This is a genomic window from Actinoplanes hulinensis, from assembly GCF_019429605.1.
GTDB lineage: Bacteria > Actinomycetota > Actinomycetes > Mycobacteriales > Micromonosporaceae > Actinoplanes > Actinoplanes campanulatus.
The window spans coordinates 193,927-219,601 of the sequence record NZ_JAHXZI010000009.1 but is presented as its reverse complement, the minus strand read 5'-3'; the positions used below and the strand labels follow the sequence as shown (position 1 = coordinate 219,601).

Genomic DNA, 25,675 nt, shown 5'->3' with positions numbered 1-25,675 from the left:
CCGCCGCAACGGCGGCTCAAGTCCGTCCTGGACAGCGGGGACCTGCTCGACGTCGTGGCCTGAGTCAGCGGTCGTCGCCGCTGCCGCCCAGCACGCCACGGGTCTGGCGACTGGCGAGTTTGGCCAGGTTCGCGGTGCCGATGTCGTCCAGCGAGAGATCCAGGTAGTCGGCGAGGACCGCCACATACCAGAGCACGTCACCGAGTTCCTTGGCGATATCCGCGCGGTCGATGCGCGTCTCGTCACTGTCGAGGTCCCGTACCCATTTCTTGAACTTCTCGGCGACCTCGCCGGACTCACCGACCAGCCCGAGCACCAGATGCAGAAGCTCGTTCTTCTTGTCACGCGAAGCGGCGGTACGCAGAGCGCCGCGCTGATACTCGTCCAGGTCCACGGCGCACCAGTATGCCCAGCTTCCGGAACAGGGCCCTGACCAGGGCCCCGGTCAACACGGACCGCCGAAGTGGCCGGTGAGCGCGGCGCGCAGCGTGCCCGCGTCACCGGCCGACCAGGCGACGAAGCAGTCGGGCCGCACGAGCAGCGCGGTCGCGGCCGTGCCCTCCAGCGGGCCGGTGACCACGTCGACGCGATCCCGCCATCCGGCGGCGACCTCGGCGTACGTCCCCGTGGAATCCAGCAGCAACGGCCGGGCCGTACGGGTCAGCTCTGCCAGGCGCACCGGAGCGCCGTCACCGTGCACCACCACGTCCGGCGCGCAACGCCCGGCCAGCGGATCGGCGGGATCGGCCGGATAGGCGACATCCGCGCCGGACATCAGCGCCGCGATGTGCCCGGTCACCTCCGGCTTGCGCAGCAACTCCGCGAACAGGCCCCGCAGCCCGGTGATGTCGTCGCCCGGGCCGATCAGCGCCGACTGCGCCTGCGTCGACATGACGACCCGTTCGGCGACCGGGCGGCGCTCCGTCTCGTACGTGTCGAGCAGCCCCGCCGGCGCCCAGCCCCGCACCGTGGCGGCCAGCTTCCACCCCAGATTGGCGGCATCCTGCAAACCCAGGTTGAGGCCGGGACCACCGATCGCCGGGTGCACGTGCGCGGCGTCGCCGACCAGCAGCACCCGGCCGTCGCGGTAGCGGGCGGCGATCCGCGTGTTCCCGCCGGTCAGCCGCCGCAGCAGGCCGGCACCCTCACTCGCGCCGATCGGGACGTCGGCGCCGAGCACCCGGGCGACGCTGGCGCGCAGCTCCGCCAGGCTCATCGGCGTCTCGTCACCGGCCGGCACGTCAGGCCACTCCGTCGTACTCAGGATCGCCGGGCGGCCCGGGAACGGCGCCCAGGCGATCAGGCCACGCGGGGTCCGGGTGTGCATGAACGGCGGGACCACCCCGTAGCCGGGAACGAGCAGACCACCGGTCGCGGGATCCAGGGCGGACCCGGGCACGGTCACGGTGGCGGTACGGGAGACCGACCGGTCGTTGGTGACACCCGGGAAGTCGATACCGGCCAGGCGGCGCACCACACTACGGCCCCCGTCGGCGCCGACGACGAAACGGGAGGTGAGCCGCGTACCGTCGGCGAGGACGACCTCGACCGCATCCGGGCCCTGACGGAGGTCGGCGACCTCGTGGCCGCGGCGCACCTCGACACCCAGCTCGGCGGCCCGGGCCGCGAGACCGGCCTCCAACTGCGCCTGCGGCACACCGAGCACGTAGTGCGGATTCTCGTCGAGCACCGTGAGATCCAGCGGGAACGCGCCGAACGTGAACGCCGGCTGCGGCGCCGGCGGGGCGCTGTCACCGCTGAGCGGGGTGTAGAGGCCACGCCGGTCGAGCAGGCGCACGACCTGCCCGACGAGGCCGTTGGCGCGAGGTTCGCCGGTGGGCGCGGGATGGCGTTCGAGGACGACGGGGTGGACGCCGGCGAGCGCCAGTTCACAGGCGAGCATGAGGCCGTTGGGGCCGGCGCCGACAACGAGGACATCAAGCATGATCGTGATCCCTTCGGGGCGTGCGTCATCGCCGCGGCGGGCCGGGCCGGCCGCGGGAGTAAGAAGGAGTGGCTGCTAGCGAGCCGGCGGCGGGAGCCCGGCGGCGACCTGAGCGAACGCGTCGATGATGAGGCGATCGATCGGGGGTGGGTCGGCGCTGTCCAGGAAGTGCTGCATGGCGACGCCGACAGCCGCGCCGGCGGCGGCCGCGACGAGCCGCGGATACATGTCGGTGGCGAGGTCGGTGCCGGTGCGCTCGGCGACCGCGGCCGCCAGTTCGGCCTCGGCGACCGCGGCGGCGCGCAGCCGCTCACCCTGCAACGCGGGCTCGGCGAGCATGGCGCGGACGCCGGCCACCCACTGCGCGTGCGCGGGCGACGGCATCGCCTCGACCTCCGGACCGCGCGTGAACTGCTCCAGCGCGGCGGCGGTGAGCGCCTCCCAGAGCGGTTCTTCGGTAGGGCGCTCACGTAGCGCGGCCGCCGTGCGCATGCTGCGGTCGAGGTGACGGGAGGCGATCGCCTCGGCCTTGCTGGAGAAGTAGTTGTTGAAGGTGCGCGCGGAGACCCCGGCCGCGTCGGCGATGTCCTCGACGCGGACGTTGTCGTAGCCGCGCTCGGCGGTGAGGTGGATCGCGGCCCAGCCGAGGGCCGCCCGGGTCTCGGCCTTCTTGCGTTCGCGCAGCCCCGTCATGTCCCCACAGTAGCAATTATTGCGTGCCCCGCAAAGATGCGTGGCACGCAATAATTGGGATCACGCCACAGCCGGTGCGCCGCGCCCACCATTTACCCCCTACCTTGTACGGATGCCTGTGACTGTCGAAAGACTGGCCGGATACGGCGAGCGCGATTTTGACGCCGACCTGGCCCGATGGTTTCCTGACCGCCCTTCGGTCGCGCTGAGCAACCAGATCCGCCCGGTCGCGCCGTTCCTGGAAAGACTGCCGGGAGGCGCCGCGGCGGCGCTGGAAGGCTTCGACCGCAAGGTCCGGTCAGGCACCCTGCCAAGGGTTCTCGACGTCAGCGACGACTCGTACGGCTTCGAATTCGCCGATAACGGATGCGACATTCTCGACAGTGACTACGAAACAGCCCTCTCCGACGACGATGTGTGGTCGATCGGTTTCGACGGAGGCGGCAACTATTACGTGGTGCTGACCAATGGGCAGGTCGCGGTCTGGTTTCACGAGGAGCAGGTCATCGAGGCGGACACCAGGTTCGACAACCTGGACGTGTTCCTCTACGCGATCGTGCGATACCAGGCGGTCCGGGCGGGCGTTCTGAACCGTGCCGACGTCGAGGCCGACCTGCGCGCACTCGGCCAACCGGGCATCGACCACCCGGATGTCGGGCTGCTGGCCTACCTACCGCGGTAGCCGACACCGTCCACGAGTACGAGGCTCCTCAATGCGTGCGAGGCGCCCAAGATGTGCGGGGCGGCCCGCACCGACACCGCGTCCTGTACGCGAGGATGCTCCTCACCCAACGGTATCTGCAAGATCCAAATCGAGGTCGTCCTCGTCCTCGTCTGACGGCTCGTCCGGTGTACGAAAATCTCAGGAGAATCGTTCTGACGGAACCGTCCGTACCGATGATCAGCCCGGCTCGGTGCCGCCGAAGCGGCCGGCGAGCAGGTAGGCGCCGTGGTTGTCGAGCTGGTCCCGCCGCCGGTCGTAGCGGCGAGTGGTACGCGGGTCGGCGTGGCCGGCGAAGTCCTGGGCCCGGCGCAGGTCGCCGCCGGTGGCGTCGAGGATCTCGGTGATCGCGGTGTGGCGCAGCGAGTGCGGGCTCAGCTCGTTCGCCGCGGCCAGCCCAGCGCGGCGAGCGAGCCGGCGGATCAGCCGGTGCACGTACAGCTCGTAGATCGGCAGGCCGGACGGCGTCAGGAACAGCGGGCCGTCGGCCGGGGTGCCGCGTTCGGCCAGCATCAGGTCGATGGCGTGCGACAGCGCCGGCGGCAGCGGGACCCGGCGGCGGCGCCCGCCCTTCACGGTCAGGTTGAGCACCCGGTGGCCGCGGTCGTGGCCGAGGTCCTCGATTCGGGCACCGATCGCCGAACCGACCCGGAGGCCGGCGACGAGCAGCAGCAGGATCAGGGCGTGGGCGGCCAGGGAGTCCGTGCGCGCCTCAGCGAGCAGTCGGTCGGTTTCGGGGCGGTCGAGGCCGACGGTGCTGCTGTCGTCGGGGTCGATGCGCGGCCGGGCAGCCGCCTGCGCCGGGTTGTGCCGGATCAGCGGCTCCGGGTCGGCGGCGGTGTTGACGACCAGATAGTCGTACCAGGACGCGACCGCGGACAGCCGACGCGCGATCGTGGACTCAGCGGCGGGTTTGCCGCGGGCACCGGTCGCCCGCTGCTCGACGATCCACGCGTCGAGGTCGGCGGCCCGGGCGGTCAGTGGGTTGCGACCGGTGGCCGCGCACCAGTCACCCCACTGCCAGAGGTCCCGCCGGTACGCGGTGCGGGTGTGCGCGGACCGCTGCCGGCTCAGCCACATCGTGGTCAGTTCCGCGAGCCGGGTCGGCGCGGGCATCGCCGTCGCGGGCAACGAGGCCGGGTCGGTCGCGACGAGTTCACTGCCGACTGTGCCATGTGGTTCGTCTGTCACGCCAGGATCCTACCTGACGGATAACGGTCATTATTTAACGCGTCTCGCGGCGGGGGATCGCCCGTGGAATCTCGGCATTAATTACTGGATTACCGATAATCCTAATCCGATAATCCATGCGGGAGGCGATGCACACCCGGTGCATCGGCCTGACTGTGAGTTCTCAAGAGAGGTGGCCGGCCGGATGCGGTGTTCACCGCGGTGGTCGCGGCCCGGCCGGGCGAGCAGGTGCAGATGGACGGCACCACGCTCGACGTGATGGCCATGATGGACGACGGCGTGATGGACCGGCCTGAGCTGGTGATGGCGGTCGATGTTGCGACCCGCACGATCTGCGCAGCGGTGCTGCGCCCGGAGAAGGCCAAGGCGGTCGATGCGGCGTTGCTCCTGGCCCGGATGATGGTGCCGGAGCCGATGCGGCCGGGCTGGGATCAGGTGCTGCGGATGTCGGCGTCGCGGCTGCCGTTCGCGCGGTTGGTCGACATCGACCGGCGGCTGGAGCTGGTGGCGGCCAAACCGGTGATCGTCCCGGAGACGATCGTGATCGATCACGGGCGGGTGTTCGTGTCCGAGGCGTTCACCCGCGCGGCCCGGACACTCGGGATCTCGGTGCAGCCGGCCCGGCCGAAGACCGGCAGCGACAAGCCGCACGTCGAACGGACCTTCGAGTCGATCAACACGCTGTTCTGCCAGCACGTGCCCGGCTACACCGGCCGCGACGTCACCCGGCGCGGCACCGATGTCGCCGACCGGGCGGTGTGGTCGATCGGTGAGCTACAGGAACTGCTCGACGAATGGGTCATCGCCGGGTGGCAATCGCGGCCGCACGAAGGGCTACGGCATCCGTTCAGCCCGGACCGGGCGGCCTCACCGAACGATGTCTACGCCGCGATGGTCGCGGCGGCCGGATACGTGCCGATCACGTTGACCGGTGACGACTACATCGAGTTGCTGCCGGTGGAATGGCGGATGATCGGCGAGGCCGGTATCCAGATCGGCTACCGCACCTACAACTGCCGTGAGCTGCGCGCCTGCCGCGGTCAGCCGTCGCTGGACCCGGGCCGCGGCAACCGGGCGGAGGTGCACTACGACCCCTACGACGTGTCCCGGATCTGGGTCCGCGACACCCGCCGCGACTGCTGGGTCACCGTCCCGTGGACCCATCACAGCCTGGTCCGGCAGCCGTTCGCCGAGTTCACCTGGCGCTACGCGCGGCGGGCCGCCGCCGGGCGCGGTGTCGACGACACCAACGAGACCGCCGTCGCGGTCGTGCTGGCCGGGCTGCTGGCCCGGGCTGAGCAGGGCCCATCCCGCGAACGCCGGGTGCTGGCCCGCGACCAGGTCGTCAACGCACTGCCCACCCGGGCGCCGCTGCCGCACCCGGCGACGTCGAGGACGACCTGCACGACCTCGTCGACGAGCGGGCCGTCCAGGCGTTGCCCGCACCGTCCGAGCCGGTCCCAGAGCCGGAAGCGGGGGCGCTGGCCGGGGTGGAGCCATTCGGGCTGTTCGACGCGTTCGAGGAAGGCGACGCCTGGTGAGCTACACCGATCTGACCCGATCCTGGAACTGCTCGTCGACCTGGCCATCACCGGCAACTGGGAAGTCAGCCGAGAGGCTCTCGGCTTGCTCTCCAGCATCAACGCGGACATTGGCAAGGACATGTGGAACCGGCTGCATGACCGCGTCCAAGCCGCCCTGCTCACCGCCGACGACGAACAACGGACCGAGGTCCTCGAACCGCTGCTCGACATGTTCGTGTAGTCGCCACGTCTCCGGGCAGAACCTGCACGAAGTCGAAAGCGAGCCTCGGGGCGTCGTGCGTGCACCACATCTGTTGCACCGATAACGTCGACTCCAGACAGCCCGTGAACTGTTCAAACGCAGATCAGTTAGGCCCAGGTGGCGCTCGACCCCCAGAGAACGAGTGGCACCAGCGCTACAAGGGCCCCGGCATCATGATCTATGCGTGTCACGCAAAGATGCGGGCGACGCAAAATTCTGCCGCGCCGCGCGGGCCCTGCAACTTCCGCGGTACGGCAAACCAATCTCCGGGTTGACGACACCTCCGCCGGCCGTTCGTAGGCTCGTCAGCGCGGCGCACACCCGCCGGCGAACGAGGGCGAGGACCCGAGGGGGAACAGCGTGGTTCGACGAGGCAAGCTCACCGGAATCGGCGTCGTGGTGGCGGTCCTCGTCCTGGGCGGCTGCACTGGCCCGGACAGCCCTGCCGGCGGAGGCGACAGCAGCGGGCCGTCCGGCCCGAGCGCGACGGCGGCCTCGAGCGCGGACCCGGGTCCGGCCGCGCCGCTGCTCACCGAGCCGATGTCGCACGAGTTCGGCCCGGCATACGTAGATCTCGTCGCGGTGAGCAGGACGGCCGGCACGGTGGTGACCGCACGCTTCCGCGTGGTGAACGACGGCGGGGGGACGATCGATCTGACCGCCACCTTCGGGGAGGAGCCCCTCTTCAACGGCGACCCCGGACCGTGGGGCGAGTCCCTGTCGGTCAGCGGCGCCGGGCTGCTCGATCCGGTGCACAACAAGCTCTATCTGCCGCTCAGCACGGAGGACGGCACATGTCTGTGCTCGTCGACGTTCTCACGGCTGTTGAAGCCCGGTGAGTCCGCCGAGCTCTACGCGATGTTCCCCGCGCCACCGGCCGATGTGACCCGGGTGACCGTCACGATGCCCCTCACGGTGCCGTTCCAGGACGTCACGCTCGGGTCCGGGCCGGTGGGAACGCCGTCCGACCTGCGGGCCGACCCCGCGACCGCCCGGCTACGGGCTCCCCGGATCCTTGCGGTCACCAGCCAGTCGGACGGGGACGTGGAATCGGTCACCGACAGCGCCGAGAACCGCTCCGTACGGCTGTCGTCGGACGTCCTGTTCGCTCTGAACAAGGCGGATCTGACCGCTCAGGCGACCGCGGCCCTGGACAAGGTGGCCGGGCAGATCAACGCCTCCACCGCGACGGCTGTCAAGGTCGACGGGCACACCGACACCACCGGCAACGACGCGATCAACGAACCGCTGTCCCGGCGGCGAGCCGAGGCCGTTGCGGGACGGTTGAAGACACTGGTGACCCGTCCCGGCGTCACCTTTCAGGTGGCCGGTCACGGGTCCGCCGAGCCGGTGGCGTCCAACGCCGACGAGGCCGGACGGCGCAAGAACCGCCGGGTCACCGTGGCCTTCATCCGGCCCGTGCCCGGACCCGCGCCCACGCCGGCGTCCCCGGCGGCCGGTATGCCGTACCGGTCGCCGGAGGGCGCCGCGCCCACCCTCGCCACGGCCACCTTCCCGGGCGGAACAGGCAGCGGCCTCGTCGCCCGGGTCAACGGGCTCCACCGGGACGCCTCCGGGCTGACAACCCTGGTGTGGACGGTGGAGAACACCGGATCCACGCCCGTCGACGTCTCCTCCGAGTTCGAGATCTTCATCCAGATCCACGGACAGTTCTCCCCGCACCGGGCGTTCACCGTCGGCGGTGTCCTGCTGGTCGATCCGGCGACCAAGACCCGGCACTACCCGCTCACGGCGTCCAGCGGCCAGTGCCTGTGCACCACGACCGTGGGCACCGGTGAGGCCAAATCGGCCTTCAACCCCGGGGAGAGCAGCACGTACTCGGCCTCATACGAGCTGCCGCCCGAGGTGGGCACCGTCGAGGTCTGGTTCCCGTGGACCAAGGGCGGCTACACCATGATCAAGACTTCCGGCCTCCGGGTCGGGTGAGACGAGCCCTCCGCGCAGTCCCGATGCCGGCGGTCGCCATGGTCAGCCTGATCCTGGTCATCGGGCGGCAGCCCACGGAGAACCAGCCATTCGACGAGCTCGCCCTCGTCCTCACGTGCGCTATGGTCCTGCTGCTCACGGCCCACCGGCGGGCGCCGTCAGCGGTCTTCACCGGGTACGCCGGCCTGTGGGCCGTCTATGTCATCGCCGGGTATCGGCCGGCGATGAACAGCCCCGGCGCGATGCTCGCCATGTACACGGTCGTGGGTTTCATCTGCGGGACACTGGCCGCCCTCGGGTCTCAGGAGTCGGCGGGGCGGCCGGGGGTGATCAGTCCGCTCTCGTACGCCACCACGACCGCCTGTGCCCGGCTGGACAGGTCCAGTTTGGTCATCACCCGGTTGAGGTGCGTCTTGACCGTCGCCTCGCTGACCGTCAGCCGTACCGCGATGTCGGTGTTGCTCAGGCCCCGGCCGGCCAGGCGCAGCACTTCGACCTCCCGGGCGGTCAGCACATCCAACCCGACCGGCGCCGATCCCGGCTGCGGCTTGTGGGCGTACGCCTGGATCAGCCGCCGGATGACTGTCGGCGCGTAGAGCAGATCTCCGACCGCGATCAGCTGGATGGCGGCGATGAGCCGTTCCGGCGGGGTGTCCTTGAGCAGGAACCCGCTCGCGCCAGCACGCAACGCGGCGTAGACGTACTCGTCCAGGTCGAAGGTGGTGAGAATGATGATCCGTGGCGGGTTCGGGTCGGCTGTGGAGAGGATCCGCTCGGTGGCGGCCACACCGTTGAGGCCGGGCATCCGGATGTCCATGAGTATCACGTCGGGGCGCATCGCCGCGGCGGCGGCCACCGCCTCCTGCCCGTTCGCGGCCTGACCGACGACGTGCAGGTCCTCCGCCGCGTCGATGAGGGCCGCCAGCCCGGCACGGATCAGGACCTGGTCGTCCACGACGAGCACACCGGTCATCAGTCTCTCCCTCGTCGGCCGGCCAAGTCACCCGGGCGGGCTCGTGTCCGCCGACGGCCCCATCTCCACGGGGGTCGGCAGGACCAGGACCACTTCGAAGCCGCCCCCCGGACGCGGCCCGGCGGTGAGCGCGCCACCGTAGAGGCGGGCGCGTTCCCGCATTCCCGCCAGGCCGTGACCGCCCGGATCGGCATGCGGGACACCCGCCGTGACATCGATGGCGCCATTACCCACGTGGATTGTCAGCCGGTCGGGATCGTAGCGCAGCCGCACCGTGGTGTGGGCCCCCGGAGCGTGCTTGATGACGTTGGTCAGGCACTCCTGCACGACCCGGTAGGCGCACAGATCCACGCCGGGGGCGAGCCGGTGGCGATCCCCGCTGACCGTCACCTCGACGGGCACGCCGGCCGCCTGGACCCGGTCCACCAGGTCGTCCAAGCGGTCGAGGCCGGGCGCCGGGTCGTACGCGCCGGCTGTCTCCTCGTCGGCGTCCGGGCCGGTGTCGAGCAGCGACAGCATCCGCCGCATCTCCTGCAACGCCTCTCCGCTGGTGTGCAGCACCGTCCGCAGCGCGGCCCGTGCGGTGACCGTGTCGGTCTCCAGCACGAACGCGGCGAGTCCGGCTTGAACGGAGACGACCGACATGTGATGGGCGACCACGTCGTGCAGTTCACGGGCGATGCGCATTCGCTCGTCGAGGACCGCCCGCTGCGCCCGGTCCTCCTGCTCGCGACCCAGTTCGACGGTGAACAGGGCCAGCTGACGGTTGCGTTCGGACAGTTGCCGGGCGGTGTACCCGACCCGCCAGATGACCCCGATCCACCCGATGCTCTGTGCGATGGCGATCTGCAGCGAGATCTGACCGCTGCGCGATCCGGCGTAGGTCCAGACGACTCCGAACAGTGTCGCGGCGACCGCGGCGGACCGTGTCGACCGGCTCGCCGCGACCGTGTAGACGACGAGCATGGCGCCGGGGCTGTTCACCACCGGCCAGTAGCCGAGGGCCACATATCCGAACCAGAGGACGGAGTATCCGACGGCGATGGCGAGGGGCGCCCGCCGGCGGGCGGTGAGGAGCAGGACCATCGCGCAGGTCAGCGCCAGCGCCAGCTCGTCGAACGGCCGCATCTCATCCGGTTGCTCCCCGGAGACGAGGATCAGGCTGACCGCGGCGACCACGGCGGCCGCGATGATGTCGACGAGCAGCGGCCGCCGGTCGATCACGTCGGTGACCCGCGCCGACATCCGCGCACCCTGCTGTACCAGTGCCGTGCGCGATCGCATCGCTGTACGGTAGCCGCCGCTCGCGGAAAGGTCGTCATACCGCTGCGGTAGCCGGTCTACCGCAGCGGTTTACCCTCTGGCACCGCTCCCTACCGGCGGTTTCGCCTTGCGGACAGTGCGATTCGCGGGCACCCGGCCATCGGTGGGGACAGCCGATCCGCCTGCGGCTGCACCCGGCGCGGCATCCTGGCGCATCTGCTGCGACCGGGGTTTACCGCGACGATACCGCCCTGGTCTGACGCCATCGCCGAGCGCGGCGCCTACCGTCGAGTCACCGCCTAACGATTGACGGTTCTCAATCTTGCCGGTATCGGCACAACGGGGGGCCCGTCGTTCGATGCGGTGTGTCCGCCTTTACCGAAGGAGTAGTCATGCGTGCTGTCACCAGCATCCGACGGGTGATGATCACAGCCGTCGTCACCATGGCCGGCATCGCCGCCGCCATGGCACCGCCGACCGCCGCGACGGCGGCCCCCACGGCCGACACCGCCTTCAGCGCGCAGGCGAGAGCCGCGCATCTGAGCCGGGCCCAGAGCGCCGCGTTGCAGGCCGAGGTGAACCGCTACCTCGCCGGAAGCGGTGGACGGCAGGTGTCGCTCAACAAGATCGACCTCAATGGCACCGGTGCGATCCTGGTCGCCATTCCCGGCGAGGACCACCCCCGCGACTTCACCGCGGGTGACGCCACGACCCTGGCCGCCGACCCCTGCCTCGACGGCGTCAAGTATTCGGGATGGTTCTGTGCCTACAGCAAATCTCACTACAAAGGGACGCGGATCGGCATGTACGGCTGCGGCCTCTACTACGACGTGTCAAAGTTCACCAGCGGCGGTTCCTGGGTGAACGACCAGACTCGCGGAACCCGGGCGGTGATGTACGCCAAGTCCGGCGAACGTGTCTTCGTGACGCGTCCGTCATACTCCTTCGACGCCACCGGCAACTGGGCGAACGTGGAACTCGTCTTCCCCTGCTGACGGGAAGCCGAACTTCCATTGCGGCCGGGTGGCGGCCATCGGTCTCCGCCACCCGGCACCACCGTCGACGGCTACGGGGTGAGGCCGAGGATCACGTCGATGAACCGGTACCTGCCCTCACCGGTCAGATCCGGCTCGTCCAGGCCGTACCGGAGCAGTTGCCTGGTGTGGTCCGGCAGCGCCAGATAGAACCGCAGGGCGCGGCGCCCGGTCAGCGCGGGCCACCACGGCGTCGGACCCGAGAAAGATCTTCTGCTCGGGTACGAGCAACGGCCCGTCACCGAGAATCCGGCGCGCTTCGGCGGTGTGCGCGGGCGGCATGAGGTACGGCAGCGCCCCGGCGGTCACCCTCGACCACACCAGCAGCGGCTGGCAGCTTATCCATCCGCGCTACCCGGCCGGAGGCGACGAGGTCATCCCTGTCGACGACTACCCCACCACTCTCGGCACGTCGAGCGGATCCTCCAGGAACCGGCCGAGATGGCGAACCGTCACCAGTTGCAGGCTGAACCCCAGCCGGTTGTGATCACCGCGCTTGGACGCGATGAGGTCTCGGTCCGCGTCGTCCAGGAAGAAGAACCGTTCGAGGACCGCCTGCTCCGGCGGGCCGGTGAACCGGCCGTAGACCACCTCTTCGTCGGGAGTCAGAAAACTTCTCACGCCACATCAACGACCGCCACTATCGACGGTTATCGCTTGATCTTGGTTAGCGTGACTTTCCCGAACGTTAGTCCCCGAGGGCGCGGTCGCGCCGACGACCGCGGGCCACCGGAAGTTCTACCGCCTCGTCGCCCAACGCACCCGGGGCCACCGAACGCAGTCTCATCCGCTATCCCCTCGACGCCCTGCACCGTTGGGTCATCAACCATCACGGACGATTCGAGAGCACCCGCCTCTCCTCCCTGAAGGGCTACTACGGAACCGATCGCAGCCCCGAAATCGGCCACTTCAAGTGAGAAGAACCGACCGCAGAACTTCTCAAACGAAGTGACCCGCCGCAGATCAGCGGCACCTCTTCCGGCCATGATTAGCGAGACCTGGCACGCGGCCGCGACCCGTCCACGGCCGGCGCCGCCGGCCGTGACGGGCAAGAATCGTGGCCACCGTGGAGCAGGCCACCCCGCTGACAGCGCTCCACCGCTGCAGCGGACCAGTAGATCTCGGTGCTGTCGCGGCTGACAGGATGAACACATGCGACGTGTCAGCGCTGAACTTCTCGAACTGGTGCCGCCGCAGCTGGACATCAGCCGGGATCTCGCGCCCGCACTGCTCGGGGCGGGTCCGCGATTCCGGCTGCTCGACGGTGCGGTGGAGGCTCTCGACGAGCGGCTGCGGCCGGTTCGGCGAAGGAGCGCCGACGTCGGGGACCGGGTGCGGCTGCTCGCCGCCGAACCCGGGCTGAACGTCGTGGTGGTCGCCGGGCAGCGGGCGGTCACCCTGCTGGCCGGCGATGACCGGTACGAGGTGGCGATCGCCGCGGCGGACTCCGCCACGCTGCTGCCGGGCGGGCAGGTGCTGATCACCGCGCGGGACAGTGAGAACTGGGCGTACCTGGTCGGTGCGGACGGGCGGATCCTGGACCGGGCCGGCCTCGACGTGGCGGGCGCGGGTGTGCACGTGTGCGCTCACCCGTACGATGGCTCGGTTTTGTTGAATGCGGGTTTGGGGCAAGACGGCTGCGTGGTCTGCCTGGCCCGGGTCGTCGACGGCGCTCTGGTGGTGGAGCGTCTCGCCGAGGATGTGATCGCGGCGGATTTCGCGCCGGCGGGGGATCGGCTGCTGATGACGCCGCATCCCAGCTTCGACGATGAGGCGGCCGTGTGGAGCTGGCCGGACCGGGCGCCGCTGGCCCGGCTGGATGCCCTCGGCGACGGGATCGAGCTGTACGGGTTCTACCTCGACGACGAGCGGGTGGTGCTGTGCGACTACCGGCGTGGGCCGTTGCTCTGTGACCGTGATCTGCGGCCGGTCGCCTGGATCGATCTGCCGCCGGTGCCCGCCGGGGCGGCCGTGGAGGGTCCGCTGTTCGGGCTCGCGCCGGGCGTGTTCACCGGCGACGTCCATCACGACGACGGGCAGTGCACCGGGGTGTGGCGGCTGTCAGCGTAGGCCGGCGCGCTGGAGGATCTCCCGGACCACGGCGCCCTTGGCGTGGACGTAGGCGGAGGCCGAGTCCGGGTGCCGGGCGGCCGCCTCGAACTTGTGGGCGGCGTACAGGTCGCGGTCGGCGGGGTGGGTGCGCAGCCAGTCGCGGAAGATCAGGTGGCGCAGGTGTTCGTCGCAGTCGGGGCCGAAGACGTGCAGGTTGACGTCGTGGCCGGGGGTCCACAGGCAGCGGTGCTCGTACCAGTGCGGTTCGCGGGTGCGCAACTGGTAGCCGGCGGCGGTCAGGTCGGGGACGTAGGTGTCCTCGTCGGCGGGGTCGGCGACGATCAGGTCGATGTCGATGCGGTTCTTGGCGGGCAGTCCGGGTACGGCGGTGGAGCCGACGTGGTCGAGGGCCAGGACCCGGGTGCCGAGCGCGGCGCGGATGCGGGTCTGCTCGCGGGCGAAGCGGGTCGGCCAGCCCGGGTCGTACGCGCTGATGGTGATGGGTTTTACCGGCACGTCGCCGGTCCGGGGGCCGACCGTGCGGCGGGCCAGTTGCTCGGGGGTGAGCCGCACGGACGGCGGCGGCATCGGTGGCGTCCGCCGCGGCCGGGCGGTCCGCAGCCACTGCTCGACCCGGGCGAGGTCGTCGTCGGTGAGGCCGGTGAACGGGTCGACCCGGTGCAGCAGGGCCGGGCCGGGGTGGTGGTCGGCGACCCAGCCGCGGTCGGTGTCGGTGAGTTCGTCGTCGAGCCACACGAACGGACGGCCGGCGGCCCACAGGATGAGCGGGATGGTCTTCCAGTGCAGGCCGTTGCCGGGCAGGTGGTCGTCGTCGGGGAACGGGACGACCGGCAGCGGCGGCAGGCCGATCCGTGGTGCGACCTGCTCGTTCGCGGTTTCCATCCAGGTGGTGGCCCAGACCAGGGTGGCGCCGAGGGCGAGCAGGCGGCGGCCGGCGGCCGGGTCGAGGCGGTGCAGCCACTCCTGCTGCGGGGTGTCGGCGGCGCCGGGTCGCGGCCGGAACGGGATCAGCGGGCCGTCGACATCGAGAAAGATCAGCGGGCTGTCCGTCACATTCGGCACCCTATCCGGTAAAGGTGTGATCGAGTGCTTTTCGGGGCATCGGCCGGGTGACGCGGAGGGCGGTCATCCGTCGTCTGCGGCTCTGAACGAGAATGAGACTGCACATACGGTTGCCGATTGGGGAGGACTTTCCTTGAGCGCTGGACTCGCGGCCCTGTTGGATGATGTGGCGGTCCTGGCTCGTGCGGCCGCCGCGTCGATCGACGACGTGGGGCTCGCTGCCGCGAAGGCCGGCACGAAAGCCGCCGGTGTGGTCATCGACGACACGGCAGTCACCCCGCAGTACGTGCGCGGGCTGGCCGCGGAACGTGAGATCCCGATCGTCAAGCGCATCGCCCTGGGCTCGCTGCGCAACAAGTTCCTGATCATCCTGCCGGTGATCCTGCTGCTCAGCCAGTTCCTGCCGGGGCTGCTGACGCCGCTGCTGATGATCGGTGGCGCCTACCTGTGTTACGAGGGCGCCGAGAAGATCTGGGAGCGGATCGCCCACGGCGAGCACGCCGAGGAGGAGGCGCAGCCGGACGAGAAGACGCTGATCTCCGGCGCGATCCGTACCGATCTGATCCTGTCGGCGGAGATCATGGTGATCTCGCTGAACGAGGTGGCCCACGAGACGTTCTGGAACCGGCTGATCATCCTGTCGGTCGTCGCGGTGATCATGACGGTGCTCGTGTACGGCGTGGTCGGCCTGATCGTGAAGATGGACGACGCCGGTCTGATGCTGGCCGAGCGGCCCGGTAAGGCGACCGCCAAGTTCGGTCGCGGCCTGGTCAAGGCGATGCCGAAGGTGCTGACCGCGCTGACCGTCATCGGCACCGTGGCGATGCTGTGGGTCGGCGGTCACATCCTGCTGGCCGGTATCGACGAGTTGGGCTTCCACCCGCTGTACGAATCCGTTCACCACATGGAGGACGCCGCCCACGACGCGACCGGCGCCCTCGGCGGTGTGGTCGGCTGGCTGGTCAACACCTTCGCCAGCGCGGTGGCCGGCCTGATCGTGGGCGCGCTGATCGTGCTGTTCATGAGCCTGACGTTCCACCGTAGGTCGCACGGCGCCGCCGAGGACAAGCACGAGCCGGCGCCGACCGCTGCTCCTGTCGCGACCGCGGAAGCCGCGACCACGGAAGCCACGAGCGAACAGCCCGTGACCCCGGCCCCGGTTCCTGCGGAAACCAAGGCCGAGGCTGACGCCGCGACCGAGCCGGTGGCCGAGACCGCACCGACGGCGCCGGCACCGAGCGTGGCCGAGGTCGAGACCAAGACCGAGGACGACACCGGTACGGGCAGCAAGCAGCCATAAGCACGAGAAACGGCCCGGGAGGCCCTCAATGAGGGTGGCGTCCCGGGCCGTTTCGCGTCTGTTCAGTTGAGCGAATGGACTGCGATCTCATGGCCGCCGTAGGCCTCCGGCACGCTGGTCACGATCACCCCGGTCATGGATCTCGCCTCGTGGAGGACCTGCGCGGTCATCAACGGTCCGATGAGCGGGGCCTGGACCGGGTGGTGCTGGAGGCGGGGCCCGGCGATCCTGCCCACCGCGACGGCGACATACGGCGAGAGATCCAGTGTTCGCAGGCTTGGCAGCCTCAGCACGTGGTACCAGTGGTCCGATGCCGCGCCGATCACCGCCTGCGCCTCGGCGATGGCCAGCGTCGGCACGACGACGAAATAGCCGTCGTCGGACGCCTCGTCGAGGACCTGCATGACACCTGGATGACCGGAGAAGAGTTCGACCAGGGCGGATGCGTCAAGGATCCGTGGCGGGCGAAACTCGATCATGCGGCACGGCGCCGGCGGCGCTCGATGATGGCTCGCACCTCGGCGTCGGCGCGATCCGATGCTTCCCGGAAGGCACGCTCCTCCTCTGGGGTGAACGTCCGCTCCGGAATGCCGAGCATTTCGCAGATGATCTGGCTGGGACGCCGTTGGGGCTCGTCGTCGGGCATGGCAGAAGCGTAGCGACACCAGCTCTGACGGCACATGCCCGGAATTCACCCTTGCGGGTGAGTCAACAGGTGGCGACTGAGGAAGGCGACCTGCGCGTCGAGTTCATGGTCCGGCAGCGGATCGGAATGGCCGCCGGGATGGGTGTGCAGGGTCTTCTCGGCCGAGCCGAGGGCGTCGTACAGGGCCAGGGACCGTTCACGGGGGATCCGCTCGTCGTCCTCGGCGATCACGAACCGGACCGGGACGGTGACATCGGCGGCCACCGCGGCGTTGGCGGAGCCGCCGGCCAGCCCGGCGGGTCCGGGTATCCCAGGGGCGCGGAGATCTGCAGGCTCTGGTCGATCAGGGTGACCAGGGCCGGGTCGGCGCCGTGCGCGGCAACCCAGCGGCCGAGGACCGCAAGGAACGCGTTCAGGTCGCGGTGGACCTGTCGCAACATGCCGAACAGGTCGGTGCGGGGGATGTCGGCGTACCGGTCGCGGGTCTTGCCGTCCTGCCAGACGCGCAGGGTGCCGCCGCGGTGTTCGACGACCGGGTCGGGGCTGTGGCCCAGCCATGGGTGGCCGCCGTCGAGCAGGTCCAGCCATTCCCGCCAGTCCTCCAGGCCGCAGCAGCAGCCGGGATGAATGCTGTCGTCGACCACGAGCCCACCCGGCACGATAATCGTCTCCTCGTCCAGCAGGTCGGTGAGGGTCTGACCGCCCGCGATCACGGCCACGAACAGGCCGGTCTGCTCGTCGGTGAGGTCGCCGTCGAGCGGCAGCCACGACCAGGGCTCGGCCGCGGCGACCGGCCACGGGGGTGGCGGCTCGGTGAACAGCGGGACCTCGATGGCCGGCCGGATACGGGACATGGCGGCCATCCAACCAGCCGAGTGAATGGGTTGCATCTGTGAATATCATCTGCGGGATGAGGGGCGACAGCGCGTGGGAGATGTTGACCGGGCTGATGGACGCGGCGGTCGCGGACATCGCGCGGATCGCCGCCGACGGGCGGCACTTCGACCGGCAGCGGATCGTCCAGCTCGCCGACATCTGGGACAACAACACGTCGAACGTGTTCGGGGTGGCCCGGATCCGGCCCCGCTGGCTGCGGGAACGGTCCGCCCGCAAGGCGCTGCGCTGGATGGCCGACATGGGCGAGGCCCGGCGGGCGTGGATGATCTCCCACGGCGGTGAGCCGATGCGGCGGCTGCTCGACGGGATCGGGCCGGATCCGCTGTACTCGCGTGATTACGCGGACCGGGTGGTGCCGTCGCGGCTGCCGCTGGCCGCCGCCGGGCTCGACGCCGACTACGACCTGGACGCGGCGGTGGTGCGCAGCTTCGCTCTGGAGCGGCGGGGGCGCGAGGTGGGCGGTCACCTCACCCTTTTGACCCCGCGACGGTACGCCGACGGCGTCGCCGAACTCACGGTGCATCTTGACGGGGTCCGCGCGGCGCGGCTGACCAGTACGGACAGTGGCGGACTGGGGATCGCGGGCGACGCTGAGCTGCGGGTGGGCAAGGCGGGCCTGGTGTGCGCCACCGCGGCGACGGTCACCCTGGACGACCGGATGTGGCACCGGTCGCGGGCGGGGCGGACCGCGGACGCGCTGATCCCCCGGCGTGATCCGCGGAGCAGGCGGGCGCCGTTGGTGCTGCTGCCGGTGGGCGAGGCGGCGTGGGCGGCGGCCCGGCGTTTCCACGACGTGATGCTCCAGATTCGCCAGGTGCGTCATGCCGAGGGTGTCGGCCGGGTTCCGCTGGCCGGGCTGTGCGCGGCGGTGTCCGGTGCCGGTTCCCGGGTGCGGGCGGCCGCCGAGATGCCCCGCTCCCGGCAGGAACAGGCCTACCGGGAGATGACCGAGCGGTGGCGGGTTCCGGCCCGGGTCGGCGAGAGTGCTGGCGGCCTGCCGGGCGATGCGTGGCTGACGCTGGCGAGTTACCGCGCGGGCGAGGTCGTCACGAACTTCGCCAGGCCCCATGAGGACGGCTGGCGGGTCGGCGCGTCGGCGTGGACCGCGGCGGGCCGGTTCACCGCGTCCTGGGCGGACGAGCGCCTGACGATCGGTTGAGCCGGGGCCGGCTCAACCGCTGCGCCGGTGCCGGCGAGCTGCCTCTTGCGCGGGGCAGCGCGCGTAGCCCGTACCAGAAAGGGGGTTGGAAAGAGGGTGACCGGACGCGGAGCCGGCGGTGGAACGATCAGCGGCGGCTGTTGGTGGGGAGCTGGCCGAAGCCGGGCAGGACGCGCTGGGTGACCGTGCGGGTGGCGGCGAGTTGCGCGGCGGAGCGGCGGCGGCGTTCGGCGAGGACGGCGACCAGGAACAGCCAGGGGGCGGTGCCGGGCGGCGGGTCCGGGGAGACCTTCTGCTTGACCTCGGTGAACAGGCTCTGGCCGAGGATCGCGCGGTGCGGTTCGGCGAACTGGTGTGAGCGGGCGGCGAACTGGCGGACCGCTTCGGCGAGGGCGTCGTCGACGGCGGACAGGTCGGCGGTGGAGGCCCATCCGCTGAGGCCGGCCGGCATGCCGGGGACGATGTTCCACGGGACGGGGCGGCGTTCGTGGACGACGAGGGTGCCGGCGGCGAGGTCGCCGAGGCGGCGGCCGCGGCGGGAGGCGATCATCGTGCTGATGCTGCCGGCCCAGGTGACGTAGGGGATGAGCAGGCCGGGCCATTCGATGGACAGGCCGATCAGGGCGCGGGTGAAGGCGTGCCGGGCGCGGATCGGGCCGCCGTCCTCGCGGATGACGCGCAGGCCCATGGTGGCCTTGCCGAGGCTGCGGCCGTTGCTGATCGTCTCGGCGAAGGTCGGGTAGCCGACCGCGACGATCGCGATGACGATCCACCGGCCGGTCTCCGGCAGCAGCGTGTCCTCCGGCAGGAACTCGGTCACGATCAGCCAGAGCGTCGTCAGGATGCCGACCAGGATGGCCTGCACGATGATGTCGAACGTCAGGGCGATGGCGCGGGATCCGAGCCGGGCGGGCCGCACGTCGATCTCGACGGCTTCGGCGGTGGTGAGCACCCGCACAGTCAACACGATCGACGTTTAAGGTGCGAGGGTGGATCTGGATGCGTACGTGGCCGAGCACGGCGGTGAGTGGCGCCGGCTCGAGGTGCTGGTCACCCAGCGGAGGCTGAACCCGGCCGAAGCCGACGAACTGGTGCTTCTGTATCAGCGGGCGGCTACCCATTTGTCGATCGTGCGCAGCCGTACGCCGGACGCCGTGGTGCTGGCCGACCTGTCGCGTCTGGTGCTCGCCGGGCGGGCCGCGATCAGCCGGCGGCAGCGGCTGTCGTGGCGGCCGGTCGCCGGTTTCCTGACGACACGGTTCCCGGCGGCTCTGTACCGGACCCGGTGGTGGTGGATCACCGTGACAATGATCATGATGACGTCCGGGTGGGCGCTGATCAGCTATGTGTCGCAGCGGCCGGACCTGATCGCCACCTACTTCGGGCAGCGGCCGGACGAGGCGGCGCTCGTCGACAACTTCGTCACCTACTACAGCGAGTACCGGGCGGAGACGTTCTTCTCCGCGGTGTGGGTCAACAACGCCATGCTGACCGCCCAGTGCCTGGCGTCGGGGGTGCTGATCCTGCCGGTGTTCTACCTGCTGGCCAGTAACCTGATCGCGATCGGCATGATGGGCGCCGCGATGGTCGAGGCCGGCGCCGGCGACATCTACCTGGTCTACATCGCACCGCACGGGTTCCTGGAGCTGACCAGCGTGTTCATCGGCGGGGCGGTGGGCCTGCGGATCGGCTGGTCGTGGATCGCGCCGGGGCCGCTGCTGAGCCGCCGCCAGTCGCTGGTGCACTGGGCGAAGGAGGGCATGATCGTCGCGGTGGGGCTGGTCGGGGTGCTGCTGGTCGCCGGGATCCTGGAGGCGTACGTGACCCCGTCGCCGCTGCCGCCCATGGTGCGGGTCGGCATCGGCGCCGGACTGTGGGGGCTGTTCCTGATGTACGCGCTGGTCCGGGGCCGGGCGGCCCACCTGGAGGGTCAGAGCCGCCCGGACGCCTTGAGCAGCAGGTAGACGTCGGCGACGCGGGCGGCGAAGTCGCCCGCGTCGGCGTCGACGACGGTCGCCCCGGAGTGGGCGAGCACGTCGCGGACCCGGTCGCGTTCGGCGAGCACCCGGTGCGCGGCCGCGGCCTGGTGCACGTCGGTGGCGCTGGCGTCGGCGGGCAGGTCGGCGAGCCGGGTGACGATCGGGTCGCGGACGCCCGCCACGATCACCTTGTGGCGGGTGGCGAGCTTGGGCAGGATCGGCAGCAGCCCGGCGATCATCGGCGCGGTGTCCAGAGCGGTGAAGACGACCAGCAGGGCGCGTTTGCGGTCGCGGCGCAGCATCTCCCGGCCGAGCAGGGTGAAGTCGGTCTCGGCGAGTTCCGGGTGCAGCGACGCCATGCCGTTGATGAGCCGGCCGAGTTTGGAGCGGTGGCCGCCGCCTTCGACGCGGGCGCGGACCGTGGCGTCCAGGGCGAGCAGGTCGACCCGGTCGTCGGCGCGGGTGGCCAGCACGCTGAGCAGCAGGGCGGCGTCGATGCAGGCGTCCAGGCGGGGCGCGTCGCCGATGCGGACGGCGCTGGTACGGCCGGTGTCCAGCACGCAGAACACCCGCCGGTCGCGTTCCGGCCGCCAGGTGCGCACCACCACGTCGTGGGCGCGGGCGCTGGCCCGCCAGTCGATCGACCGGACGTCGTCGCCGATCACGTACTCGCGCAGGTTGTCGAACTCGGTGCCGTGGCCGCGGCCGCGGGTGACCGCCGACCCGTCGACCACGCGCAGCCGGGCCAGTTTCTCCGGCAGGATCCGCCGGGACGGGAAACGCGGCAGCACCCGCAGCGTCCACGGCGGCGTCAGGTGATCGTTGAAGGCCTGGCGGCGCTGCCGGTAGGCGAGACCGAGCGGCCCCGACGAGCGCAGCGTGACCCGGACCGCGGGCCGGTCGCCGTGCCGGGTCGGGGTCAGCACGGTGGCCACCGTCTTCGCCGAGCCCGGGGTGAGGGTGAGCCGGTGGTACAGCGGGGCGGCCCCGGCCGACGGCACCCAGCTGTCGCGCAGCCGCAGCCGGACCGTACGGCCGCTGGTGTTGGCGACGGTCAGCGTGACCGTGGCGGAACCGCCCAGCCACACCGTCCGCTCGCCGGCGCGCTCCAGGCGGATCCCGGTCAGCGGCCCGGCGGCGGCCGCGTCGAGCAGGGTCAGCAGCAGCGCGAACCCGAACACCGCGCCGAGGGCGAGCCACGGCTGCGGCAGCAGGATCGGCGCGGGCAGGCCGAGGGCGAGCAGCAGCGCGAAGCGCCTGGTGACCATCAGCGGGGCGCCGGGACCGCGGCCAGGACGGTGGCGAGCACACCTTCGACGGTGGCGCCGTCGAGTTCGGCGTCGGCGCGCAGCCGGACCCGGTGCCGCAGGGTGGGTACGGCGAACGCCTTCACGTCGTCGGGGACGACGTAGTCGCGGCCGTTGAGCCAGGCGTTCGCCTTCGACACCGCGAGCAGGGCGGTCGCGCCGCGCGGGGAGGCGCCGAGTTCCAGGGCGGGGGCGGTACGGGTGGCGCGGCACAGGTCGACGATGTAGGCGATCACCGGGTCGGCGACGGCCACCCGCTGGACGGCGTACCGGCCGGAGATCAGGTCGGCGGGCCCGGCCACCGGCTGGATACCGACCGATTTCAGGTCCCGCGGGTCGAAGCCGTGGTGGTGGGCGCGCAGGATGTTGAGTTCCTCGTCGCGCTGCGGCAGCGGCACCGACAGTTTCAGCAGGAACCGGTCGAGCTGGGCCTCGGGCAGCGGGTAGGTGCCCTCGTACTCGATCGGGTTCTGGGTGGCGGCGACCAGGAACGGCTGCGGCAGGGGCCGCGGGCTGCCGTCGATGGTGACCTGCCGTTCCTCCATCGCCTCCAGCAGTGCGGCCTGGGTCTTCGGCGGCGTCCGGTTGATCTCGTCGGCGAGCAGCAGGTTGGTGAAGACCGGCCCGGCCCGGAAGTTGAACGCGGCACTGTGCGCGTCGTAGATCAGTGAGCCGGTGACGTCGCCGGGCATCAGGTCGGGGGTGAACTGGACGCGCTTGGTGTCCAGGTCCAGCGCGGTCGACAGGGCCCGGATCAGCAGCGTCTTCGCGACACCGGGTACGCCTTCGAGCAGCACGTGGCCGCCGCACAGCAGCGCCACCAGAACCCCGTTGACCACCGCGTCCTGGCCGACGACGGCTTTGCCGACCTCGGCGCGCAGCCGGCTCAGCGCCTCGCGCGCGTGCGGGGAATCGGTTGTCACGAGGGGTCTCCTTCTTCGGTGTGGGTTCCGGTCACGTCGCGGACCAGTCCTTGCAGCAGGGTGGCGGCCTCGACCAGGTCGCTGTTGGACTCCGGCGGATCGCGGTCGAGGATGTCGCGGACGTACCGGACCGGCAGGCCGGCGGCGTGGGCGATCTGCTCGGTATCGGCGTCCGGCGGCAGGTTGAGGTGGGTGATGAGCCGGCGCCGGGCGGCGTCGCGCAGCACCAGCATCGACTCGTCGCGGGCGCGGGCGACCGCGTAGAGGCGGGCGTGGCCGAGCATCGTCTCGTTCGCCGGGACCTGTGAGGGCAGCGGTTCGGTGACCGGGGCGCCGAGGCGGCGGGCGGCCGCGACGGCCAGCGCGATCAGGATGAGCACGAGCAGCAGCAGGGTGGCCCAGAACGTGGAGGGCAGCGAGTTGAGGAACGGGTCGTCGCGCAGCGGGCTGCCGCCCCCGGCGTTGCTCTCGTCCTCGCCTTCCCCGTCGCCTTCCTCTGCTTCGCCCTGGCCGTCGGCCTCGCCCGGCTCGCCGTAGCCGCCGTCTTCGTCGTCGTAGTACTCGTATTCGCCGTCTTCGTCGTAATGGTCGCCGATCGGTGTGGGACTCGGCGTGTATTCCGGGGTCGGCGGCGGTGTCGTCGGGGTGACGTCCGGCTCGTGCACGTCCAGCCACACCATCCGGGTGTCGCGCGACAGCAGCCCGACGGCGAGTGGGGCGTTGCCGTGTTCGGCGATCCGGTCGTCACGGAACGGGTCCGGGGAGCCGGCCACCGTCACGAACAGGCCGTTGTGGCTGAACGACACCAGCCCGCCCGCGTAGCAGGTGGTGCCGACGTCGGCCTGGTACTCGGTGCGCCGCACGGCGGCCGGGCCGGCGGCGGTGGCGACCGGGTCGGCGCAGCCCGGATCGGTGACCGTGCTGGTCCAGTGGCTGCCCTCGACCGAGACCGGCCAGTCGATGCGGCGCAGCGTCAGCTCCGACGGGGCGACCGCGACGATGTTCGTGCCGCGCGGCAGTTTCCGCAGCTGCGGCAGGTCGGCCAGGTCGGGGGTGGAGAGGAACAGGGTGGCCCGGCCGGCCCTGGTGACGGCGGTGACCGCGTCCTCGGTGGTGGTGGCGCGTTCGACGGTGACGCCCTCGGCGACCAGGCGTTCGGCCAGGGTGCCGCCGCTGATCTCCTGGACGTGCACCGGCGTCAGGTACTCGGGGTCGTCGGGGTCGGGCTGTTCGACGGCGTGCACGATCAGGGTGCCGGTGACCGCGGCGGTCAGCAGTCCGAACGGGATGGCGACCCGCATCCAGCGTTTCATCGGTCGGCTCCCGGTCCGGGTTGCAGTGCGGCGCGCACCTCGGCGGTCATCTCCCGCATCTTCTCGTCCTCGCCGGGGCCGGCCGGGCGGTGGCCGTACCAGATCTCGGAGAACAGGCCGGTGGCGCCGGTCAGCGGGGGGCTGAGCCGCGGGCGGCCGGTGCTCGCGGCGGTGGTCAGTTCGGCGGCGGTGGTGCCGGGTTCGGGGTCGATCACGCCGGCGCGGGTGAGGTCGGCGACGGTGTCGCGCAGGCGTTCGCGGATGGCTTCGGCGTAACGGCCCTCGGCGGCCAGCCGGTCAGCCGCCGACTGCCGTACCAGAGCCGGGGTTCTCGTTTCTTTGCGCTTTTTGTCCGCTTTAGTCGCCTTAAGAACGGGTTCCTTCTTCTTCCCGTGCTTCGCCTTCTTCTTGCGCCGCCAGCGTGGAAGCCGCGGCTTCTTCCAGGTGAACCGGGGCCACCGGCGCGGCACCCACGCCGGATACCAGTACCAGCCCGCCGCGACCAACCCGGTCACCGCGAGCAGGATCAACAGCATCAGGCCGGGCGGGATCACCTCGAAGACCCGGCCCAGGAACTCGTCGTACCCTCTCATCGCTTGGCCACCACCAGCGCCGCCGTCCCGTCCTCGCCGCGGCTGCGGGCCCGGCCCACCGCGATGTCCAGCCCCTCGGTACGAATCCTCGTCTCCGCCACCAGCACCGCGTCCAGGCAGGCCAGCGCCGCGTAGGCGAGAGTGTTGGCGAACGCCCACGCGGCCGGCACCGCCCACACCATCCACGTCTGCGAACCCGGGATCGTGCCCAGCATCTCGGCGGCCGCCGTCCAGCCGGCGCCCAGCGCGAACCGGATCGCCAGCCACACGCCGTAGCCGAGCAGCCGCAGCCCGCCGGCGCGCATGCCGGCCCGGGTCGACAGTGCCGCCGACCGGCCGACGGCGATCATCGGGTTCCGGGCCCGCTCGAACGTGAGCACGGCCGGGGCCAGCCCGAACAGCACCCAGATCAGGATCAGCCCGAGGAAGCCGCCGAACGCGGCCGCGTACGCCACGCCGCCCAGCACCAGCGCGAGCGGGATCGCCGCCAGCGGCCGGTAGCGGCGCCAGACCTGCCGGTGCGACACCGGCTGTCCGAGCAGCGCCGGGCCGGCGGCGGCACCCGCGTACGCGCCGAGCAGCGCGATCACGAACGCCTCCACCGCGAACCCGGCGGAGATCATCATCCACCAGGGCAGGGACGGGTCGTCCGGCCAGTAGATCGGCGGGTCCAGATCCAGCATCGACCGCCAGACGAACAGCACCGCCTGCTCGATGATCGCCAGGGGTGCGGCCACGGCGAGCAGCGGCAGTGCCCGCTGCCGAAGCAGCGCCACCGCAGCGTCCAGGGTCTCGCCCCCGGTCATCGCCCGCATGGGAACGATTGCCGTCTCCCCGTTCGCCCGCATGGCGGGCATCCTAGGTGAACCGC

General features: G+C 70.9%; 25 protein-coding genes and 3 pseudogenes. 8 read left to right on the top strand and 20 right to left on the bottom strand.

Going from position 1 to position 25,675, the window contains the following annotated elements; translation table 11 throughout:
• Window positions 1-64: 64 nt before the first annotated feature.
• From KZ829_RS18875 to KZ829_RS18865, 3 genes are all read right to left on the bottom strand, one after another.
• On the bottom strand, window positions 65-394 hold the full coding sequence (locus KZ829_RS18875; RefSeq protein WP_220145227.1) for a nucleoside triphosphate pyrophosphohydrolase family protein: 330 nt from the start codon (window positions 392-394) through the stop codon (window positions 65-67).
• A 51-nt stretch (window positions 395-445) separates the two neighbouring features.
• The gene (locus KZ829_RS18870) at window positions 446-1,945 is read right to left on the bottom strand and encodes an FAD-dependent monooxygenase (protein WP_220145226.1); all 1,500 of its coding nucleotides are present in this window, start codon (window positions 1,943-1,945) and stop codon (window positions 446-448) included.
• Window positions 1,946-2,020: 75 nt separating this feature from the next.
• On the bottom strand, window positions 2,021-2,638 hold the full coding sequence (locus tag KZ829_RS18865; protein WP_220145225.1) for a TetR/AcrR family transcriptional regulator: 618 nt from the start codon (window positions 2,636-2,638) through the stop codon (window positions 2,021-2,023).
• Between the two features lie 112 nt (window positions 2,639-2,750).
• Here KZ829_RS18865 and KZ829_RS18860 point away from each other — a divergent pair, with 112 nt between their 5' ends.
• Window positions 2,751-3,320, top strand: coding sequence for a hypothetical protein (locus tag KZ829_RS18860; RefSeq protein ID WP_220145224.1), 570 nt, complete (start codon window positions 2,751-2,753; stop codon window positions 3,318-3,320).
• A gap of 219 nt (window positions 3,321-3,539) precedes the next feature.
• Here the strand turns inward: KZ829_RS18860 and KZ829_RS18855 are convergent, their stop codons facing one another.
• Window positions 3,540-4,550, bottom strand: coding sequence for a tyrosine-type recombinase/integrase (locus KZ829_RS18855; RefSeq protein WP_220145223.1), 1,011 nt, complete (start codon window positions 4,548-4,550; stop codon window positions 3,540-3,542).
• A 189-nt stretch (window positions 4,551-4,739) separates the two neighbouring features.
• Here KZ829_RS18855 and KZ829_RS44565 point away from each other — a divergent pair, with 189 nt between their 5' ends.
• Together KZ829_RS44565 and KZ829_RS18840 are read left to right on the top strand one after the other, a co-directional pair.
• The gene (locus tag KZ829_RS44565; protein ID WP_308285560.1) at window positions 4,740-6,314 is read left to right on the top strand and encodes a TnsB C-terminal domain-containing protein; all 1,575 of its coding nucleotides are present in this window, start codon (window positions 4,740-4,742) and stop codon (window positions 6,312-6,314) included.
• Between the two features lie 381 nt (window positions 6,315-6,695).
• On the top strand, window positions 6,696-8,282 hold the full coding sequence (locus tag KZ829_RS18840) for an OmpA family protein (RefSeq protein WP_220145221.1): 1,587 nt from the start codon (window positions 6,696-6,698) through the stop codon (window positions 8,280-8,282).
• Between the two features lie 301 nt (window positions 8,283-8,583).
• On the opposite strand, the gene KZ829_RS18835 is transcribed toward KZ829_RS18840, so the two are convergent.
• A complete protein-coding gene (locus KZ829_RS18835; RefSeq protein ID WP_220145220.1) occupies window positions 8,584-9,255 on the bottom strand; it encodes a response regulator in 672 nt (223 codons plus the stop codon).
• A gap of 27 nt (window positions 9,256-9,282) precedes the next feature.
• Window positions 9,283-10,539, bottom strand: a complete 1,257-nt coding sequence (locus KZ829_RS18830) for a sensor histidine kinase (protein ID WP_220145219.1) — start codon at window positions 10,537-10,539, stop codon at window positions 9,283-9,285.
• A 371-nt stretch (window positions 10,540-10,910) separates the two neighbouring features.
• Between KZ829_RS18830 and KZ829_RS18825 the strand changes: the two genes are divergently transcribed.
• The gene (locus KZ829_RS18825) at window positions 10,911-11,513 is read left to right on the top strand and encodes a hypothetical protein (RefSeq protein WP_220145218.1); all 603 of its coding nucleotides are present in this window, start codon (window positions 10,911-10,913) and stop codon (window positions 11,511-11,513) included.
• A 71-nt stretch (window positions 11,514-11,584) separates the two neighbouring features.
• Here the strand turns inward: KZ829_RS18825 and KZ829_RS18820 are convergent, their stop codons facing one another.
• Entirely contained in the window at window positions 11,585-11,794 is a 210-nt protein-coding gene (locus KZ829_RS18820) for a hypothetical protein (RefSeq protein WP_220145217.1), read from the bottom strand.
• A gap of 163 nt (window positions 11,795-11,957) precedes the next feature.
• A pseudogene (locus tag KZ829_RS18815) lies at window positions 11,958-12,173 on the bottom strand (DUF4158 domain-containing protein); the annotation flags it as partial.
• 531 nt (window positions 12,174-12,704) lie between these two features.
• Between KZ829_RS18815 and KZ829_RS18810 the strand changes: the two are divergent.
• Entirely contained in the window at window positions 12,705-13,622 is a 918-nt protein-coding gene (locus KZ829_RS18810; protein WP_220145216.1) for a hypothetical protein, read from the top strand.
• Here KZ829_RS18810 and KZ829_RS44560 read toward each other — a convergent pair.
• Window positions 13,614-14,096 (bottom strand): annotated as a pseudogene (locus tag KZ829_RS44560) (GrpB family protein); the annotation flags it as partial. The gene KZ829_RS18810 and the pseudogene KZ829_RS44560 sit on opposite strands and share 9 nt — an antisense overlap.
• Before the next feature lie 126 nt (window positions 14,097-14,222).
• Window positions 14,223-14,663, bottom strand: a pseudogene (locus KZ829_RS44555) (HAD domain-containing protein); the annotation flags it as partial.
• A gap of 157 nt (window positions 14,664-14,820) precedes the next feature.
• Here KZ829_RS44555 and KZ829_RS18800 point away from each other — a divergent pair.
• Entirely contained in the window at window positions 14,821-15,987 is a 1,167-nt protein-coding gene (locus tag KZ829_RS18800; protein ID WP_220145214.1) for a DUF808 domain-containing protein, read from the top strand.
• 62 nt (window positions 15,988-16,049) lie between these two features.
• Here the strand turns inward: KZ829_RS18800 and KZ829_RS18795 are convergent, their stop codons facing one another.
• The 4 genes from KZ829_RS18795 to KZ829_RS43095 form a co-directional block, all read right to left on the bottom strand.
• Entirely contained in the window at window positions 16,050-16,391 is a 342-nt protein-coding gene (locus KZ829_RS18795; RefSeq protein WP_246635844.1) for a hypothetical protein, read from the bottom strand.
• 71 nt (window positions 16,392-16,462) lie between these two features.
• Window positions 16,463-16,633 (bottom strand): hypothetical protein, encoded by a 171-nt coding sequence (locus KZ829_RS18790; protein ID WP_188124659.1) that lies wholly within the window; start codon window positions 16,631-16,633, stop codon window positions 16,463-16,465.
• Between the two features lie 45 nt (window positions 16,634-16,678).
• Entirely contained in the window at window positions 16,679-16,864 is a 186-nt protein-coding gene (locus KZ829_RS18785) for an alpha/beta hydrolase (protein WP_308285559.1), read from the bottom strand.
• Window positions 16,861-17,487 (bottom strand): hypothetical protein, encoded by a 627-nt coding sequence (locus tag KZ829_RS43095; protein ID WP_246635843.1) that lies wholly within the window; start codon window positions 17,485-17,487, stop codon window positions 16,861-16,863. The genes KZ829_RS18785 and KZ829_RS43095 overlap by 4 nt, the downstream gene beginning before the upstream one ends.
• A gap of 56 nt (window positions 17,488-17,543) precedes the next feature.
• On the opposite strand from KZ829_RS43095, the gene KZ829_RS18780 reads away from it, so the two are divergent.
• A complete protein-coding gene (locus KZ829_RS18780; protein WP_220145212.1) occupies window positions 17,544-18,689 on the top strand; it encodes a hypothetical protein in 1,146 nt (381 codons plus the stop codon).
• A gap of 127 nt (window positions 18,690-18,816) precedes the next feature.
• Here the strand turns inward: KZ829_RS18780 and KZ829_RS18775 are convergent, their stop codons facing one another.
• Window positions 18,817-19,656 (bottom strand): RDD family protein, encoded by an 840-nt coding sequence (locus tag KZ829_RS18775; RefSeq protein WP_308285558.1) that lies wholly within the window; start codon window positions 19,654-19,656, stop codon window positions 18,817-18,819.
• Between the two features lie 22 nt (window positions 19,657-19,678).
• On the opposite strand from KZ829_RS18775, the gene KZ829_RS18770 reads away from it, so the two are divergent.
• On the top strand, window positions 19,679-20,653 hold the full coding sequence (locus tag KZ829_RS18770) for a stage II sporulation protein M (RefSeq protein WP_220145211.1): 975 nt from the start codon (window positions 19,679-19,681) through the stop codon (window positions 20,651-20,653).
• Here KZ829_RS18770 and KZ829_RS18765 read toward each other — a convergent pair.
• From KZ829_RS18765 to KZ829_RS18745, 5 genes are read right to left on the bottom strand one after another with little or no spacing between them, the layout of a single operon-like run.
• On the bottom strand, window positions 20,620-21,936 hold the full coding sequence (locus KZ829_RS18765) for a DUF58 domain-containing protein (protein WP_220145210.1): 1,317 nt from the start codon (window positions 21,934-21,936) through the stop codon (window positions 20,620-20,622). The two genes, KZ829_RS18770 and KZ829_RS18765, sit on opposite strands and share 34 nt — an antisense overlap.
• Window positions 21,936-22,898, bottom strand: a complete 963-nt coding sequence (locus tag KZ829_RS18760; protein ID WP_220145209.1) for an AAA family ATPase — start codon at window positions 22,896-22,898, stop codon at window positions 21,936-21,938. The genes KZ829_RS18765 and KZ829_RS18760 overlap by 1 nt, the downstream gene beginning before the upstream one ends.
• Window positions 22,895-24,211 (bottom strand): DUF4350 domain-containing protein, encoded by a 1,317-nt coding sequence (locus KZ829_RS18755; protein WP_220145208.1) that lies wholly within the window; start codon window positions 24,209-24,211, stop codon window positions 22,895-22,897. The genes KZ829_RS18760 and KZ829_RS18755 overlap by 4 nt, the downstream gene beginning before the upstream one ends.
• Complete coding sequence (locus tag KZ829_RS18750) at window positions 24,208-24,804, bottom strand: DUF4129 domain-containing protein (protein ID WP_220145207.1); 597 nt, start codon at window positions 24,802-24,804, stop codon at window positions 24,208-24,210. The genes KZ829_RS18755 and KZ829_RS18750 overlap by 4 nt, the downstream gene beginning before the upstream one ends.
• Window positions 24,801-25,610, bottom strand: coding sequence for a hypothetical protein (locus KZ829_RS18745; RefSeq protein ID WP_220145206.1), 810 nt, complete (start codon window positions 25,608-25,610; stop codon window positions 24,801-24,803). The genes KZ829_RS18750 and KZ829_RS18745 overlap by 4 nt, the downstream gene beginning before the upstream one ends.
• Window positions 25,611-25,675 lie beyond the last annotated feature (65 nt).

Bases quoted from the DNA above. Each gene is read 5' to 3' on its own strand.
- KZ829_RS18870 (WP_220145226.1), bottom strand. From the start codon at position 1,945: ATGCTTGATGTCCTCGTTGTCGGCGCCGGCCCCAACGGCCTCATGCTC.
- KZ829_RS18865 (WP_220145225.1), bottom strand. From the start codon at position 2,638: ATGACGGGGCTGCGCGAACGCAAGAAGGCCGAGACCCGGGCGGCCCTC.
- KZ829_RS18860 (WP_220145224.1), top strand. From the start codon at position 2,751: ATGCCTGTGACTGTCGAAAGACTGGCCGGATACGGCGAGCGCGATTTT.
- KZ829_RS18835 (WP_220145220.1), bottom strand. From the start codon at position 9,255: ATGACCGGTGTGCTCGTCGTGGACGACCAGGTCCTGATCCGTGCCGGG.
- KZ829_RS18830 (WP_220145219.1), bottom strand. From the start codon at position 10,539: ATGCGATCGCGCACGGCACTGGTACAGCAGGGTGCGCGGATGTCGGCG.
- KZ829_RS18825 (WP_220145218.1), top strand. From the start codon at position 10,911: ATGCGTGCTGTCACCAGCATCCGACGGGTGATGATCACAGCCGTCGTC.
- KZ829_RS18810 (WP_220145216.1), top strand. From the start codon at position 12,705: ATGCGACGTGTCAGCGCTGAACTTCTCGAACTGGTGCCGCCGCAGCTG.
- KZ829_RS18795 (WP_246635844.1), bottom strand. From the start codon at position 16,391: ATGCAGGTCCTCGACGAGGCGTCCGACGACGGCTATTTCGTCGTCGTG.
- KZ829_RS18790 (WP_188124659.1), bottom strand. From the start codon at position 16,633: ATGCCCGACGACGAGCCCCAACGGCGTCCCAGCCAGATCATCTGCGAA.
- KZ829_RS43095 (WP_246635843.1), bottom strand. From the start codon at position 17,487: ATGTCCCGTATCCGGCCGGCCATCGAGGTCCCGCTGTTCACCGAGCCG.
- KZ829_RS18780 (WP_220145212.1), top strand. From the start codon at position 17,544: ATGAGGGGCGACAGCGCGTGGGAGATGTTGACCGGGCTGATGGACGCG.
- KZ829_RS18765 (WP_220145210.1), bottom strand. From the start codon at position 21,936: ATGGTCACCAGGCGCTTCGCGCTGCTGCTCGCCCTCGGCCTGCCCGCG.
- KZ829_RS18755 (WP_220145208.1), bottom strand. From the start codon at position 24,211: ATGAAACGCTGGATGCGGGTCGCCATCCCGTTCGGACTGCTGACCGCC.
- KZ829_RS18750 (WP_220145207.1), bottom strand. From the start codon at position 24,804: ATGAGAGGGTACGACGAGTTCCTGGGCCGGGTCTTCGAGGTGATCCCG.
- KZ829_RS18745 (WP_220145206.1), bottom strand. From the start codon at position 25,610: ATGACCGGGGGCGAGACCCTGGACGCTGCGGTGGCGCTGCTTCGGCAG.